A 16,675-nucleotide genomic window follows, 5' to 3' on the forward strand; every position below is an offset into this window, starting at 1 on the left:
CGTCTGCCGGTGGCCGAGGCCGTGCGCGTTACGCGTCCTGGCCGAGTCCTAGCCGATGACGCGGCCCAGTTCGATCCGGTCGATGTTCGGCGCCCACGCGGTCTCGTTGCCGAACGTCACCTTGTTGGAGCCCTTCTTCAGGTCGACGGGGACGCCCACGGTCCAGTAGTCGTCCCAGCTCCAGGTGTTCTTGAAGGTGACCTTCTTCGGGGCGCCGGTGCCGACGGTGATGTCCGCCGTACGGGACATGATGTCCGTGTTGTAGGCGTGGCCGTTGTCGCGCCGGTCGTTGTGCCCGTAGTGGACGACCAGCACGTAGCGGCCGGACCTGGGCGCGTCCACGGTGAACTCGGCGGTGCTGGCCGCGCTGTTGCCCAGCCAGCCGATGTAGGACCCGGCGGAGGCGTGGGCGGAGTCGACCAGCTTGGCACCGCCCGCGAGGGTGGCCGAGGCGCCCTCGTAGGAGAGCGTGCCGGAGGTCGATCCGTCGCCCGAGACGTCGAGGGTGCGGACGGCCGCGTGCGGGGCGGTCACGGCCAGGCGGTTGTTGCCCGCGACGAGGTAGAGCCGCAGGGGCTTGCCGGGTGCCGCCGTCACGGTCTCTCCGTGCAGCCCCAGCTTCACGGGCGCCGTGGCCCTGGGCATCACCGTGTAGTAGCCGTCGCGCGGTGCGTAGACGTCGAAGACCGCCTTGTCGCCGGAGCGCAGGACGAGGGCGCCCGTGCCGGCCCCGGCCGACGAGGAGTAGTCGTACGACGGCCTGCCACTGATGTCCGCGAGCGTGGCCTCGTACGACGCGGAGGGCGCGCCGGTGCGGGCGGTCAGGTCGACGCGGTCGAGAGTGACCTCGGCGTCGCCCTTGGCCAGGGTCAGCAGGTGCGAGCCGGCCTTGAGTTCGACGGTGACGTCCTTCCTGGCGCGGTAGGTCCAGTTCTCGGTGGACGGGTAGGTGACCGTGACCGGGTCGTCGCCGTCGACGGACAGCTTCTGGGTGGCGGGGGTGCCGGACTGGTTGCCGTACAGGATCGCCAGGTCGTACGTCCCGTCCTTCGGGACCGTCACCGTGAAGTCGACCTTGCTGGTGGCGGTGTTGAGCGAGCCGACGTCCTTCGTCCCGGAGGCCGCGTAGCCGTTGGCGTTGCTGACCGTGCCCTGGGTGTAGACCTTGCCGTCGGTGATGGCCGCGTCCTCGGCCTCGTACGACGCCGACCAGGGGACGGAGGCGGCGGACGGGGTGCCGGAGCCGCCGGGGGTGAGGACGACCCGGTAGGCGGACATCTTGTGCATGCCGCGCAGCGGGACGGTCACCGTGCCGTCGTCCGCGACCTTGACCTTCGTGCGGGCGAGGACGCGGGGCGTCGCGTGCTGTCCCTCGTAGCCGGACCAGGCGGCCTCGGCGACGGTCGCGGTGACCGTACGGCCGAAGACGGACCGGGAGACGTTCCCGACGACGACGTCCGTGTCACCGGCGGAGCCGCCGAGCAGCACCTGAGCCTGGCGGCGCGAGGTGTCGAGGGAGGCGAGGCCCTGGAGGGTGTCGATGGTGTTGGCCTGCGGCGGGGTCACCTTGACGGTGTCACCGGTCAGCCCGGCGTACCAACGGAAGAACCACCAGCCGCCGTTCGGGATGTTGCTGCGCACCACGTTGCCGTCCATGTTGCCGGCGGCGTCCCAGTAGGCCTGGTTGGCGTACACCTTGTTGCGCTCGAACATCGAGACCCACTGCACGAGTTGCCCCGGCACGGACAGGTCGCGGCGGTTGGCGTACTCGTCGATGTTGATCTTCAGCGGGGAGATGCCCGCTTCCCGCTCCAGGGAGCGGTAGTTGTCGTAGTGCGCCTGGAAGTCCCGCAGGGAGCCGGAGCCCAGTTCGTGCCAGGTCATCACCTGGGGCAGGACGTTCTCGCGCTTGGCGAAGGCGAGGAAGTCCTTGAGCAGGCGGGTGTGGTAGCCGGCCTCGTTGGGGCCGGCGATCCTCGCGTCGGGGTCGATCGCGCGGATGCGCTGGTACACCGTCTTCCAGTCCTTGAAGAACCGGTCGCGGTTGGCCTCGTACTGGGCCTGGTCCTCGACGCCGAGCTTGTACCAGATCTGGTCGGGCTCGTTGAACGGGATGTAGACGAAGCGGTCGCTGTTCGGGTCGGCCGCGACCTCCTTGACGATCTTGTCGACCTTGGGGAGGTAGTCGTCGATGCCGAGGTCCTCGTACGGCCACTTGGCGTAGATGTCCTGCATCATCACGTTGATCTCGCCGCCGCCGTTGCGGAAGAACGACTTGGAGACGGTCAGCGCGTCGCCGTTGGGGTGCTGGGCGCCGCCCTCCGGCTTCTGCGAGATGCTGGTGATCTTCAGGGGCTCCAGCGCGGCGTCACTGGGTACGCCGTCGTCGCTGAGCCCGTACAGCGCCCCGTTGGCGCCGAGCATCACCTTGCCCTCGGAGGCGGCGAGGTCGACGGTGAGGCGTTGCGGGATGGGGGCACCTCCCGCTCGAGCGAAGCCGAGAGTGGGGGAGGCGGCTGCCGCGGGACCGGCGGCGGGAAGGGTGCCTGCCATTGCGGTGACTCCAAGTAGTGCTGTGACCAAGGTGGTTCTGATACGGGATCTCGTATGGGCTCGGGTGCGGGCTCGCGTGCGGGCTCGCGTGCGGGTGCGGGTGCGGGTGCGGGTGCGGGTGATCACGCTGCTGGACCTCCAGTCACTCCGGTCACTCCGGTCATTTGACGGCTCCACTGGTGATTCCGGACACGATCTTTCGCTGGCCGACGAGGAAGACGGCGACCATGGGCAGGCTCATCACCACGACGTACGCGAAGACGAGGTGCCAGTTGTTGAGGTAGAGCTGGGCGCTGGCGACCTGGTAGAGGTTCAGCGGGAGAGTGGCCCGTTCGCCGCCGCCGAGGACGAAGAAGGCGTAGAAGATGTCGCTCCAGGCGTAGAGCATCACCATGATCGTCGCGGTGGCGATGACCGGCCTGAGCAGCGGCAGGACGATCCGTACGAAGATCCGTGACGGTTTCGCCCCGTCGATGCGGGCCGCTTCCTCCAGTTCCATGGGGATGGCACGGATGAAGCCGGTCATGAAGAAGATCGACGTGGAGAGGTACATCCCGGTGTAGACGGCGATCATGCCGGGCCGGGTGTTCGCCAGCCCCAGCTGCCGCAGCTCCATGACGATGGTGATGACGGCGGGCGGCAGCAGCAGTCCGCTGATGCACAGCGCGTACGCGGCCGACACCAGCTTCGACTTCCTGCGTGCGAAGACCCAGGCGGCGCCCGCGCCGAGGATCAGCACGAGGACCACCGAAGGCACCACGACGAGCAGCGAGTTGAGGAACCCGCGCAGCATCTCGCCCTGGCTGACGGCGTCCTCGTAGTTGGAGCCGGGCTGCCACCGGCCCGGCAGGTCGAGGTTCGGCTTGATGGCCTCGGCCTGCGGTTTGGCGGACGTGACGACGACGAGCCACAGGGGGACGCCGACGGCGAGGGCGGCCAGGAACATGACGAGGGCCGGGCGGCCGTACCTCCACACGACCGGACTCATAGCAGCTGCTCCCTTCGCCGCAGACCCACGACCAGCGGGATCGCCACGGCGACCACCACCAGGAACAGGACGAGACTCATCGCGGATGCCTGGGCGTACAGGCCCTGTCCGAAGATCCGGAACATGTAGATGTTGAAGACCTCGGTGGAGGCCGCCGGTCCGCCGCCCGTGGTGGCCTGCACGATGTCGAAGGTGTTCATCGAGCCGATCAGCGCGGTGGTGACGTTGAAGGTGACGGCCGGAGCGAGCATCGGCCAGCGCACCGACCAGAAGGTCCGCCAGGGCCCGGCGCCGTCGCACTTCGCGGCCTCCAGCATCTCGCCCGGGATGCCCTTGAGCCCGGCGAGATAGATCAGCATGGACAGGCCCATCCACTTCCAGCCGTGGATGAGGGTGACCAGGACCAGCGTCCACGTCGTCGAGCCCAGCCACGGAACGTCCGTGCCCAGTACGGAGTTCACGGCGCCGTCCTGGTCGAGCAGGGCCTGGAAGACATAGCCGGTGGCGAGAGCCGAGATCAGCACCGGGAGGAAGAAGACGGCGCGGAAGAACCGGTTGAAGCGGGTGTCCGCCTCCAGCAGCAGCGCCAGCACCAGCCCGAAGCCGTTCTGGAACAGCGCCGCCAGCAGGGCGTACAGCAGGGTCGTGCGGATCGCCCGCAGCAGCGATCCGTCGTCGGCGATGGTCTTGAAGTTGTCGAGGCCGGTGAAGGCGATGTCCGGGTGGTACGAGGACCAGTTGGTGAACGGGTAGTAGAAGTTGAGCAGGTTCGGCACCAGGAAGAAGCCCGCGAAGACGACGATCGCGGGGAGCGCGAACCACCAGGGGTGGTGCACGGCGGCGCGCGGCAGCCGTCCCAGCTTCTTCGGCGTGCCGGTCGCCCGCGCGGGCTCGGTACGTACGACTGTGTCCGTCATGGTCAGAACCCGGGCGCGCCCTGGGCCTTGGCCACCTGCGCGAACTGGTCCTGGATCGCCTGTGCGACCTGCTGCGGGCTCTTCTTGCCGAAGATCATGTCGGCGAGGTACAGGTGCGTGTCGGGGGCGACGATGGCCTTGGCCTGGAAGACCCCGATGGCCTTGGGCAGGGCCGCGACCTGGGCCTTCGACGTCTGCGGGAGGCCGTCGGGGGTGGGCACGGACGGCTGCACGGACGGGATCTTCATCGCCTTGATGTAGTCGGCGTAGTCGGGGCCGAGCCAGAAGGCGAGGAACTGCCGCGCCGCGTTCTGCCGCTTCTCGTCACCGGTCTTGAAGGCGACGACGCCATTGGTCTGGTCGGGCGAGTACAGGCCGGTGGCCGAGAAGTTGGCGATGGGGAACCAGCCGATCTTCTTGTCGATGTCGGCTGTGGAGTACTTGGCCTGCAACTGGCTCTGGAAGGACGTGACGTTGAGGACCATGCCGGCCTCGCCCTTCCACAGGGCGTCGGCCTGCCCGGTGAAGGTGCCGGTGCGGTAGTTCTTCTGGGCGAGCCCGGCGTCGAGGAGCTTGTCCTTGTACTTCTTGATGGCGCCGACGACAACCGGGTCGGTCCACTTCTCCTTGTTCTCGTTCAGGCCGGCCCACCACTGCTTGTCGAGGTCGGTGAGCTGGATCTGCATCTGCCACTGGAGGGGCCACTTGTCGCCGCCGGCCTCGTAGAAGCCGGCCGCGTCGGTCTTGTCCTTGACGGTGCGGCCCAGGGCGAGGAGTTCGTCGTACGACTTCGGGAAGTCCTTCTCGCTCAGCCCGGCTTCCTTGAAGACGTCCTTGTTGTAGTAGACGCCGAGCATGGCGGGGCTGGTCACGATGGCCGCGTACCGCTTGCCGTCGATGACGCCGAGGGACTTCTCGGTGTCGCCGAGTTTGGAGACCCAGGGCTCGCCGTCGAGGGTGAGGAGGTTCTGCTGCGGCTGGATGAAGGGCAGCGTGGAGATGGAGGGCTGCCAGAACATCAGGTCGGGCCGGTCTCCGGAGGCCAGTTTGGTCGGTACGTTCTGCTCGTAGAGGTCCGGGATGGCCTGGGTCTCGACCTTGGCGCCGGTGGCCTTCTCGAAGGCGTCGATGACCTGCTTGGGCGCGTTGACCGTGTTCTGCGCGGTCCACATGGTCAGCTTCACGCCGTCCAGGCGGGCGGTGGGGTCGACCGCCGTCTGCTTGCTGTCCGAGGCGGAGTCGCCCGCAGTGGGATCGCTGCACGCGGTGGCGGCCAGGCCGACCGCGCAGAGGAGGGCCAGGGTCGGGAGAGCTCTTGTCTTCATCGCGCGCCTTTCGAGAACAGGTGGTTCAGGGCAGGGCAAGATGCGGAACGGCGGTGCTCGTACGGGGTGTTCAGGGCCTGGTGGGCCTGGCGGGCGGCGGCCCCGCGCTCTCCCGCACCACCAGTTCCGGTACGGAGACGGGGTGCGGGGCGATCTGTGCGGACTCCTCCAGCACGCCGTGCAGCAGGGCGAACGCGGCGCGCCCGAGGCCGGTGAAGTCCAGGCGCACGGTCGTCAGGGACGGGGTGAGGTAGGCGGAGTGCGGGGCGTCGTCGAACCCGGCCACGCTGACCTCGCCGGGCACGGACCGGCCGGCCTCGTGCAGGGCGCGGAGCACGCCGAGCGCGAGGTCGTCGTTGCCGCACAGGATCGCGGTGACGGCCGGGTCCTCCGCGAGTCTCCGGCCCGCCGCGTGGCCGCCGGCCGGGCCCCAACTCCCCTGCACCGGACGGGGTTCGGGCGCTCCGGCCTCCTTCAGGGCCTGCCGCCAGCCGGTGGTACGGGCGCTGGTGCGCCGGGTGCTGGACGGGATGGCGACGTAGTGCACGGTCTCGTGGCCGAGGGAGAGCAGATGGCGGGTCGCCTCGTAGGCGGCCTCGCGGTCGTCGGTCCACACCCAGGGGCGGTCGCCGCTGGGCCCCGCCGCCACACTCCCGTCGTCCGCCCGAAGGGCGGGCCCTGCGGCGTCAGGTGCGTGCTCTCGGTGTGCCGGGCGGAGACCCTCGTACTGGATGTACTCGGGTTTCCGCCCGGCGCGGCGAGAGTGCGTGCATGGCGCCGCAGGGCAGGCGGGAGTGTGGTGGCAGGGCCCAGGTGGGCTCGCGGGGGTTTCGACCACGCCGACGACAGGCAGTTCGGCGGGGACGGCTCCGAGGGCCCGTACACCGGCCGGATCGTAGGCGATCACGATCAGTCCGCCGCCGGTGTCCGCGGCCCGCTGCACCTCGGCGGCGACGGCGGGCTCCTCCGCCGATTCGAGGACGCCGATGCCCACCGAGTACGCCGCGGCGCGGGCGGCCTCCTCGATGCCCTGGAGGATCGAGGCGTAGCCGTAGTGGGTGGTGTTGGCGGTGAGCACGGTCACGGCCCGGCTGCGGCCGCTGGCCAGGGCGAGCGCGGTGGCGTTGCGCCGGAAGCCCAGTTCGTCGATGGCGGCGAGCACCCGTTCCCGGGTGGACGGCTTGACGCTGGGATGGCCGTTGATCACCCGGGAGACGGTCTGGTAGGAGACCCCGGCGGCGGTCGCGACGTCCCGGATGCTCGCCGGGCGCCTTGTGTGACCGGTCACATTCATGCCAGGATTGTGACCGGTCACATAGGGGTCGTCAAGAGACCGTAACGATGGATTCACGAACACGGGATTCACGGGATCACGCGAGCGCCTCCGGCGTGTGGGCGGCGTACGGGTGAGCGGCTCAGGAGGGGGCAGTGCCTTGACTCAGTTCACTTGGGGCCACTCGGCGCTTGACGCGGAGTTCGCGACGGCGGACGACCGGACTCTGCGACTGGTCCGGCTGGGTCCTCGGCAGGGTCCTCGGCAGAGCCGCTCCCGTGACACGGTGGGCACGGAAGTCGCCCTCCCCCTCGTCGAGTTGTCCGCCCTCGGCCACGGCAGCGGCTGGTCCGGTCCTCGCTTCACCGGTACGGCTTTCGGGACGCGGCTGGCGTACCGGAGCCACCGCAGCGGCAGAAGCGGCACCTGGGAGTGGCTGACCGTCGAACTCCACGATCGGGCAACGGGGTTGACCGCGTTCGTCGAGCTGACCTCCCCCACGGGACTGCCGGTGCTCCGGTCCCGCGTCCGGCTCCGCAACGAGGGCACGGAACCCCTCGTCGTCCAGTCCGTCAGCAGCCTGCTGCTCGGCGGCCTGCCCTCCCCCGACGCGCTCGACGTGCACCGGGCCCGCAACGACTGGCTCGCCGAGTGCCGTTGGTACACGGAACCGCTGCGCGACACCGTCGCCGACATCAACGTGGACGCCCACCAGCACGACAGCCGGGCCGCCCTCGTCCTCACCGGGCGCGGCAGCTGGCCCACCGACGGCCATCTGGCGATGGGGGCGCTGACGGAAAGAGGCAGTGGCCGGACCTGGGCGTGGCAGATCGAGTCCCCGGCCGGCTGGCGCTGGGACCTCGGCGAACACGCGCACGGCACGCACCTCGCCCTGAACGGCCCCACGGACGCCGAGCACCAGTGGCGGGTGCGGCTCGCACCGGGCGACGAGTTCACGACGGTCCCGGCGGCGCTGGCCCTGGGCTCCGGCCTCGACGACGCGATGGGCGCCCTGACCTCGTACCGCCGTGCCGTACGCCGCCCGCACCCGGACCACACGGCTCTCCCCGTCGTCTTCAACGACTACATGAACACGCTGATGGGCGACCCGACGACGGAAAAACTGCTGCCGCTGATCGACGCGGCCGCCGAGGCCGGAGCGGAGTACTTCTGTATCGACTCCGGCTGGTACGACGACGACACGGAGGGCTGGTGGGACAGCGTCGGCGAGTGGCTGCCGTCGCCTCGCCGCTTCCCCGGTGGCGGCATCCGGGCGGTGCTGGACCGGATCCGCGAGCGCGGCATGGTGCCCGGGCTGTGGCTGGAGCCGGAGGTCGTCGGTGTCCGCAGCCCGGTCGCGTCCCAGCTGCCCCCGGATGCCTTCTTCCAGCGTGACGGAGTGCGCCTGGCCGAGCAGGGCCGCCACCAGCTCGACCTGCGGCATCCGGCCGCCCGCGCCCACCTCGACAAGACGGTGGACCGGATCGTCGGGGACTGGGGCGTGGGCTATCTCAAGCTGGACTACAACATCGTGGTCGACCCGGGAACGCAGACACCGGAGGACCTGGCGCCGGGCGTCGGCCTGCTAGGCCACGCCCATGCCTACCTGGACTGGCTGTCAGGCGTCCTGGACCGGCACCCCGGGCTGGTCGTCGAGAACTGCGCCTCGGGCGGCATGCGCATGGACGGCGCCACCCTGGCCGTCAGCCAGCTCCAGTCCACCAGCGACCAGCAGGACCCGCTGCGCTTCCCGCCGATCGCCGCCGCCGCGCCGACCGCGGTCCCGCCCGAGCAGGGCGCCGTCTGGGCGTATCCGCAGCCCGAGTACGACGACGGCCTGATCAGCTTCACCCTCGGCGGGGCACTGCTCGGCCGCATCCATCTGTCCGGCCACCTGAACCGTATGTCGGAGCACCAACTCGGTCTCGTACGGGACGCGGTGGGGACGTACAAGGCGCTTCGCGCCGACCTCGCGCGGGCCGTGCCGTTCTGGCCGCTCGGTCTGCCCGGGTGGACGGACGAGTGGCTTGCGCTGGGGATGCGGGTGCCGGACGGGCCGTCGTACGTGTCGGTGTGGCGCCGTGGCGGGGAAGGCGAAGTACGGGTCCCTGTCGGGCACTTGGCGGGCCGGGAGGTCCGTACGGAGATCCTGCACCCGTCGGCCAGTACCTCGGGTTCGGCGGTCTGGGACGGGGACGGACTGCGGGTGTCGTTGCCGAGCGCGCCCGGCGTGTTGCTGATCCGCCTCGCGCCGAGCGTAGGGCCCTAGGGCTGCGGACCCGGGCCGGCGCCGCATGGGGGCACGGCACCGACCCGGGCGTACGGTCAGCTGCTGCTGACGGTCAGGTTGTTGGTCTGGAAGTCCAGACCGCCGGACGAGGACGTGATCTCGTAGCCGAACTGGACGTCACCGATGGTCTCGTTGCCGAACCAGCCCTTGGTGTCCTTGATCCACTTGAGGATCGGGAGGATGTTGACCGTGCCGGAGTTGGAGTCGGACGTCCGCAGGAACGAGAAGACCTCGTTGGCGCCGTTGTTGCCCTTGTAGACGGTCCAGGTGTGGCCCCCGAGGGTCACGTTGCCCTGCGATGTGCCGAGCGGGCCCACGGCGCCGTTGTAGTTGACCCAGAGCATGATCTCGTAGTCGTAGTCGGTGTCCCAGATGTCGTACGAGGTGTTGTACGCGCCCGAGGACGGGACCGTGACGTTGTAGCTGCTGGTGAGCGAACCGAGCGAGGTGATCGACTTGTTGATCACCTTCTTGGAGTTCGGGTAGGACTTGATTCCGCCGGTGTTGGGGTGGTTGGCCCAGACGCCCCAGTTGGTGCCGGAGTTGGCCCAGATGCACTGGCTGCCGGCGCCGGAGCCCCAGATGTTGTTGTAGAGCGTGTAGCCGTTCAGGCTCGTGTTGCCCCACTGGTCGCAGGAGTTCCAGACGGCGGCCGAGGCGGGGGCGGAGGCTAGACCGACGGTGGCTCCGAGGGCCATCGTCGGGGCCAGCACGGCCATGGTGATCTTGCGCAGTCTGCTTCGTGTGCTCTGTGTGCTCTTTGCCATGGGGTCCCTTTCCATGGGTGGGGGGAACGCGGGGGGAATTGCGGGAGTTACCACGCCCTCACGGTGAGGACGCGGTCTTCTCCGGCGACGAGATCGAGCTGCTCGGCGCCGGAGGAAGTCCGGAGTTCGACGCGGTGGGTGCGGGTGGGGCGCAGCACCGCGCGGGCTTCGTGCGGGTTCCAGGTCAGGTCGAGCTCGGCCCCGAATCGGGTGCGGAGGCCGCGCAGTTCGCCCGTCGGGTACGTCTCCGGCAGCGCGGGCAGCAGGACGAGCCGGTCGGGGGTGGACTGCACGAGCGTCTCGACGCCCACGGCGGGCAGGGTGTGGGCGGCGTCCGCGTTGTAGACGTCGCGGTTCGGGTAGTGGGCGCTCATCAGCGAGGCGTGGAAGAAGTCGCCGGACAGGACCTGGCCGAGTGCGTGCGCGACCCGTTCGCCGTCGCGCAGGCGGGCCGCGACGAGGGCGTGGTGGAGGTGGCCGTGGGCGGAGTCGTTCTCCGCGCCGCGCAGTTCCAGCGCACGGTGGGCGGCGGCCGCGAGGCCCGGGGTGTCGTACGGGGTGATCTCGTCGAGCGGCCAGACGCCGTAGAGGTGGCTGAGGTGGCGGTGGTCGTAGGTGTCGTCCAGACCGGGCCAGGCCCATTCGGCGAGGGCGCCGTCGGCGTTGATCCGGTGCGGAGGGAGCTTCGCGACGAGAGCCCGCCAGCGATCGGCCTCCGGAGTGTCCGGGTGGTACGCGGCGGCGGTGAGCAGGGCGTGCCGGGCGGCGGAGAGGTCCATGGCCGCGTTGATCGCTCCCCAGCTCGCGTTCGCCGGGCGGTTCTCCGGTGAGTAGGAGGGGACCACGACGAGGTGGCCGTCGGGGTCGGCAGGGTCAGCAGGGTCGGTTCCGGTGAGGAAGTCCTCGTAGAACAGGGCGACTTCGGCCAGGGCGTGCGCGGTGCGCGGGTCCTGCTCGCCTCGGGTCTCGTCGTGGTCGACGAGCGGTTTGAGCAGCCAGTCGGCGCCGGCGGTCCACAGGTGGAGCGGGTACTCACGACTGAAGTGGTACGTCAGCCCGGACTCCCCGTCGCTGTGCGCGGGCGCCATGACGCCCCGGGCACCGAAGACGGCGCGCGCGTTCTCGCGCCAGTCGTCCAGCTGACGGCAAATCAGTCGGGCGTGGGCTGCGGTGACTTCGGGGAGCGCGGTGGCCGCGGCCGAGGCGGTCTGGAGGTTGAGGTTGGCGTCGTTGGTGAAGGCGCCCGCCCACGCCGTGTTCCAGTCGCCGGTCCACAGGCCGGTGAGGCGGGGCGGGTTGAGGCCGGAGGCGGACAGCAGGTGGTAGCGGCCGGCGGCGAAGAGGCGTTCGAGGAGGGCCGGGCCTGTGGGGCGCAGGAGGAGGGCGGAGCCGGGGAGGGCGCGCTCCTCGTCGTCGGCGCGGAGATCGAGGGCGGTGCGGGTGTAGGCCGTGCGGTGCAGGTCGACGTGCCGGTCCAGGAGATGGCCGTACGGCTGCCCGCTCTCGGGAAGCAGCTCCCGTAGCGCCCGGCCCTCCGCCACCGTGTCCAGTTCCCCGGTGTGCCGGTGCACCCTGGTCAGCAGCAGGACCGACTCCGCGCCCTCGACCCGGATGCCCGGCGGGGCCAGTGTCGTACGGCCGCCCATGACGACCGCCAGCGTGACGCCTGTGTAGGCGCGGTCGCTGTCGGGGTAGCCCGCGCGGAGGGTGACCAGGGCGCCCTCGGGGGTGAGGACCGCGCCGTTGCCGATGCCGAGGCCATCCGGTGCGCCGGGGAGCCGGTGGTCCAGGGTCACGTCGAGGGTGAGGCCCGGGGACGTCACGTACTGGACGATCACGTCGTCCGCCCGTGAGACGAAGACGCGGCTGCGCCACCCCGCGCATCCCGCCTCGACGACACCCGTGGTGAATTCGACCGAGCGGCGGTAGCCGTGCGTCTCCCCTCCGGACGGCCGCCGCAGCCGGACCTGGAACGCGGGGTGGAAGGGCTGCACCCACTGCAACTCCCGCCCGTCCGTGAAGCGTTCGGCCGCGGTCAGGTCTCCCGCGAGCAACCGGTCCTGGAGCGCGGGGAGTTCGGCGGCCAGACGCGGGGGCCGGGCACGCTCGGCGCCGTTGGGGCGGACGAGGGTGTGGTGGGTGACGATGACGCGGTCGTCGTGCGGGTCGCCGAACACCATGGCGCCGTGGTGGCCGTTCCCGCTCAGGAACGCGTCCTCCCAGCGGGCCGCCGGTGACGGCTCCCACGTTCCGGCCTGCGTCGGCGTGTTCATGGCTTCAGCACCGCCACGCCGTACCGGCCGAGGACCAGCGAGCCGCTGACAGTCGCCCCCGTCAGCAGGTCGCGGTGGGTGCCCGGCACGTCGACCGTGACCTGGTCGCGCCCGTGGTTGAGCACGAAGAGCAGGTCGCCGCGGCGGACCGCCTCCACCCGGTCGGGCAGCCCGTCGAGCACCGGCCGTACGCCCGCGCCGTCCGCCAAGCCCGCCAGCAGGTCACGCAGCGCGGCGGGTTCGGGCAGCGTGGACACGTACCAGGCGCGGCCCTTGCGCAGGACGGCCGGCAGACCGTCCAGCTCACCGCCCTTGTAGCGGGAGACCACGTCCGCGGCCCCCGCCTCCCGTTCTTGCGCCTCCCGTTCTTGCGCCTGCCGTTCCTGCGCCTGCCGTTCCTCCGTCTCCAGTTCCTCGGACCACAGGGTGCCGCGGAAGCCGTCGCACTCGGCGTCCTCCCCCGCGTCGAGCGGCCACCACTCGTGCAGGGTGCGGATGCCGAACAGTTCCCGCAGCCGCGCGTCCATGCCTCCGGGCCGTACCCGGTCGTCCTCGTCGGCCACACCGGTCAGGAAGCCGCACACGAGGGTGCCGCCGCCGCGCACGTAGGCCAGGAGGTTCTCGATCGCGGCGTCCGTGAGCAGGTACAACTGCGGTACGACGACGAGCCTGTACGCGGACAGGTCGTGCTCGGGGTGGGCGAACGCGGTGGTGAGGTGGGCCTCCCACAGGGCGCGGTGCCAGGACCGCAGGACCTGCGGGTAGTCGACCTCGTGGGAGAGCCGGCCGTCCTGGGCTCCGGCCCACCAGGAGTGCCAGTCGTGCAGGAGGGCGATGTCCGCGGTGATGTGAGAGCCCGTCACCTCGACACCGATCGTGGCGAGTTCGGCGCCGAGTTGCTTGACCTCCTGGAACGTACGGCCCTGCTCGCCCGCGTGGCTGACCATCCCGGAGTGGAACTTCTCGGCGCCCTGGCGGGACTGACGCCACTGGAAGTAGCAGACGGCGTCGGCGCCGCGGGCGACGGCCTGGAGGGACCAGAGGCGGTTGAGGCCGGCCGGCTTGGGGTGGTTGACGCCGCGCCAGTTGACGGGGCCGGCGGCCTGTTCCATGAGCATCCAGGGGCCGCCGCCCGCCTGGGAGCGGGTCATGTCCTGGACCAGGGCGCCGTTCTGCGCGCCGAACGGGTCGCGCGGGTCGGGGTAGATGTCGACGGAGACGACGTCCTCCTCCGCGGCCCAGCGCCAGGCGTCCTGGCCGAACCACAGCGGCATGAAGTTGGTGGTGACCGGGATGTGCGGAGTGGCCCGGCGGACGATGTCGCGTTCGGCGGCGTAACACTCCAGGAGCATGTCGGAGGTGAAGCGCCGGAAGTCCAGGACCTGGGTGGGGTTCTTCATGTAGTGGGGCTGCCGGGGTGGCAGGATGCCGTCCCAGCTGTCGTAGCCCTGGCTCCAGAAGGCCGTGCCCCAGGCGGTGTTGAGGGCGTCGAGCGTGCCGTACCTCTCCCGGAGCCAGCGGCGGAAGGCGACCGCCGCCCCGTCTCCGTGGTCGAAGGTGCAGTACTCGTTGTTGATGTGCCACATCGTGAGGGCGGGGTGGCCGCCGTAGCGGGCGGCGAGGTCCTCCGTGATCGCGGCGGCGTAGCGCCGGTAGGTGGCGCTGGAGTGCGAGAAGTGCTGACGGCCGCCCCACCACTCGGTGCGGCCGTCCTCGGTCACGGGCAGGGTGTCGGGGTGCAGCCGGCCCATCCAGGGCGGGGGCGAGGAGGTGGGGGTGGCCAGGACGACTCCGATGCCGTTCTCGTGCATCAGGTCCATCAGCGTGTCCAGCCACCCGAACTCCCGTGCGCCCGGGTGGGGTTCCAGCTTCGACCAGGAGAAGACTCCGAGGGTCACGGAGTTGACGCCGGCGTCCTTCATGAGGCGGACGTCCTCGTGCCAGGTCTCCTCGGGCCACTGCTCCGGGTTGTAGTCGCCACCGAAGAGGATCCGGCCTCCGGTGGCGGAACCGAGGTCGGGCATCAGGCGAGCTCCCCGTACTGGATGCCGCGCCCGTTCGTGGCCAGGTAGACGCGCCCGTAGACGCGCGGGTCGCCGGTGATGACCTCGCCGATGAACCCCCACTGGTGGGCGTCGTCGTTGATCCGCACCCAGGTCTTCGCCTGGTCGTCGGAGCGGAGGACCGCGGTGACGCTGCCGGTCGCGCCGACCTGGTAGATCGCCGGGTAGTCGGCGCCGTCGGCGGCCTTGCCGAAGCCGAGGGTGTACGAGGCCCAGCAGCTGGTCACCTTGGAGAAGGTGGCGCCGCCGTCGGTGGAACGGTAGAGGCCGTTCCACTTCACGCTCAGCCACAGGTCACCGGACCTGCCCGGCGCCGCGACCAGCTTGTACTGGCTGTCGCCGGAGCGCAGCCCGGTCGCACGGGCCGTGAACGTACGGCCACTGTCAGTGCTGGCATATAGCGTTCCTGTGTCGGTGTCGAACGTGTAGAAGAGCGTCGGGTCGGCCGGGTCGGCGACCGGCGTGGCGCCCTTCGGGAAGGAGGTGACCTCGGTCCAGGTCGCGCCGTTGTCGTCCGAGCGGTGAGCTGCGTACTTCGTGCCGTCCCAGTGCACGAAGGACCACAGCAGCACACTGCCGTCGGCGTTGGTGGCGATCGGCCCCGGTGCGCTCTTGGCGATGGAGGGCTGGGCCTCGAAGGGCGCCCAGGTCTGCCCGCCGTCCTTCGAGGAGGCACCGTTGCCGTGGTCGCCCCAGCCCGTGCGGACGACGTACGACGGCTTCGCCGCCGCCTGCGCGAGCCCCGTCGCCGACCCGAACACGGGGTTCGACGCCATGCCGCGCGACGGGGACGCCGTGAGCCGCTCGTGGTACATCGTGCCGATGTCCCGCGAGCCGCTGAGCAGGTGCGCCTCCCCGACCGGGGGCGACACCAGCTGGACCACGGACGTCTCCTCCAGTCCGCGGATCTGCGGTGCCCAGTGCTTGAGGTCACGGGTGCCGTAGAGGGTGGCGCCGGTGCCGTACACGATGTGCTTCGAGTCGTACGGGTCGAGGGCGACCGCCTGGATCCACCAGCCGAACTTCGGCTTGTCGTCGCCCCACTTGAGGTAAGGAGTCTCGGATACGTCGAACACAGCCGAGTCCTTGAGGGACTTCCAGGAACGGCCGCCGTTCGTGGAGCGGTACACGGTGTCGATGTCGGCCCAGCGGTTGTTGGTGGAGACGACCACGGTGCCGGGACGGCGGGCGTCGACGGCGACCCCGCCGTAGCCGAAGGTGTCGGAGGAGCCGTCGTCCGTGGTGCCGCCCGGCTTCACCGGGGTCACCTCGGTCCACTTGCCGCCCGCGGTGCGCAGCTTGTGCACGCTGCCGTCGGACTGGCCGTTGGGGCCGGGCGCGTTGGCGTACGTCACGTACAGCTCGCGGGCGTACTTGTCGTACGCGGCGCGGATCGGGACCTTGGCGGAGGTGCCGGACGGCTGTCCGGGGACGGCCTCCCAGGTGGTGCCGTCGGCCGTGCGGTACAGGTTCGTGCTGCCCGAGGTGCCGTCGCCGTCGGCCCAGCCGGCGTAGACGGTGCGCCCGGCCGCGACGAGGAAGCTGACGCCCTGCCCGGAGGCACTCGCCTTCCCGGGGAAGCCGGTCGCGGCCGCCCAGGTGGCGCCCCGGTCGGTCGACTTGAGCAGGCCGTCGTGCCGTGTGCCCAGCCACAGGGTGTCGCTGTCACGCGGGTCGACGAGCAGGCGCTCGCCCATGCCGCGGCCGTCCTCGTTGGCGCCGAGCTTCACCGACAGGTCGGTGCGCGTCCAGGTGGCGCCGCGGTCGTCCGAGCGCAGGACCGCGCCGTTGCCCGCCCAGGACTGGGTGTAGGTGCCGAGGGCGAGGTAGAGCCGGTCGGGGTGGGCGGGGTCGACGGCCATGGCCTCGACTCCGAGGAGGTTCCAGTCGTCCCAGCCGATGTGGTCGATGAGCGGGGTCCAGCGGGCCTCGGCGTCGTCCCAGCGGTAGGCGCCGCCGATGTCGGTGCGGGCGTAGGCGCATCCGCGCAGGGACGGGTGGAAGAGGATGCCGGTGACGAAGCCGGTGCCGCCGATCACTGCGTTGCGCCAGCGGTAGCCTCCGGCGGTTTCGGCCGTCTGGGTTTCCGCGGCGTCGGCACGGGTGCCCACCAGCGTGGGGAGGGTGGTGAGAGCGGCGGCGGCTGCGGTTCCGGCGAGGACGGAGCGTCTGCTGGGGTGGGTGGTGCGCATGACGTACCTCGTTCTTTGGTGCGGGGAGAGGTGA

The 16,675-nt window shown here is 70.5% G+C and carries 10 protein-coding genes; 1 reads left to right on the forward strand and 9 read right to left on the reverse strand.

From position 1 onward, the window contains the following. Positions 1 to 48 precede the first annotated feature (48 nt). The 5 genes from FNH08_RS11875 to FNH08_RS11895 form a co-directional block, all read right to left on the reverse strand. Positions 49 to 2,553 (reverse strand): CBM35 domain-containing protein, encoded by a 2,505-nt coding sequence (locus FNH08_RS11875; RefSeq protein WP_152771432.1) that lies wholly within the window; start codon positions 2,551 to 2,553, stop codon positions 49 to 51. A gap of 160 nt (positions 2,554 to 2,713) precedes the next feature. Next, positions 2,714 to 3,541, reverse strand: coding sequence for a carbohydrate ABC transporter permease (locus FNH08_RS11880; RefSeq protein ID WP_152771433.1), 828 nt, complete (start codon positions 3,539 to 3,541; stop codon positions 2,714 to 2,716). Beyond that, positions 3,538 to 4,458, reverse strand: a complete 921-nt coding sequence (locus FNH08_RS11885) for a carbohydrate ABC transporter permease (protein ID WP_152771434.1) — start codon at positions 4,456 to 4,458, stop codon at positions 3,538 to 3,540. The genes FNH08_RS11880 and FNH08_RS11885 overlap by 4 nt, the downstream gene beginning before the upstream one ends. Before the next feature lie 2 nt (positions 4,459 to 4,460). Beyond that, positions 4,461 to 5,783, reverse strand: coding sequence for an ABC transporter substrate-binding protein (locus FNH08_RS11890; protein WP_152771435.1), 1,323 nt, complete (start codon positions 5,781 to 5,783; stop codon positions 4,461 to 4,463). 70 nt (positions 5,784 to 5,853) lie between these two features. Then, positions 5,854 to 7,077, reverse strand: coding sequence for a LacI family DNA-binding transcriptional regulator (locus FNH08_RS11895; protein ID WP_152771436.1), 1,224 nt, complete (start codon positions 7,075 to 7,077; stop codon positions 5,854 to 5,856). 97 nt (positions 7,078 to 7,174) lie between these two features. On the opposite strand from FNH08_RS11895, the gene FNH08_RS11900 reads away from it, so the two are divergent. Next, positions 7,175 to 9,325 carry an alpha-galactosidase gene (locus FNH08_RS11900; RefSeq protein WP_407704355.1) on the forward strand — a complete coding sequence of 717 codons (2,151 nt, stop codon included), beginning with the start codon at positions 7,175 to 7,177 and terminating at the stop codon, positions 9,323 to 9,325. 56 nt (positions 9,326 to 9,381) lie between these two features. Here the strand turns inward: FNH08_RS11900 and FNH08_RS11905 are convergent, their stop codons facing one another. From FNH08_RS11905 to FNH08_RS11920, 4 genes are read right to left on the reverse strand one after another with little or no spacing between them, the layout of a single operon-like run. Further along, the gene (locus FNH08_RS11905) at positions 9,382 to 10,113 is read right to left on the reverse strand and encodes a glycoside hydrolase family 12 protein (protein WP_152771438.1); all 732 of its coding nucleotides are present in this window, start codon (positions 10,111 to 10,113) and stop codon (positions 9,382 to 9,384) included. 47 nt (positions 10,114 to 10,160) lie between these two features. After that, entirely contained in the window at positions 10,161 to 12,386 is a 2,226-nt protein-coding gene (locus tag FNH08_RS11910) for a glycosyl hydrolase family 95 catalytic domain-containing protein (RefSeq protein WP_152771439.1), read from the reverse strand. Further along, the gene (locus FNH08_RS11915; RefSeq protein WP_152771440.1) at positions 12,383 to 14,410 is read right to left on the reverse strand and encodes a beta-galactosidase; all 2,028 of its coding nucleotides are present in this window, start codon (positions 14,408 to 14,410) and stop codon (positions 12,383 to 12,385) included. Before FNH08_RS11915 ends, FNH08_RS11910 begins: the two co-directional genes overlap by 4 nt. After that, positions 14,410 to 16,641, reverse strand: coding sequence for a sialidase family protein (locus FNH08_RS11920; protein WP_152771441.1), 2,232 nt, complete (start codon positions 16,639 to 16,641; stop codon positions 14,410 to 14,412). Before FNH08_RS11920 ends, FNH08_RS11915 begins: the two co-directional genes overlap by 1 nt. Between the last annotated feature and the right edge of the window lie 34 nt (positions 16,642 to 16,675).

It is taken from the genome of Streptomyces spongiae (assembly GCF_009377185.1).
Classification (GTDB): Bacteria; Actinomycetota; Actinomycetes; order Streptomycetales; family Streptomycetaceae; genus Streptomyces; species Streptomyces spongiae.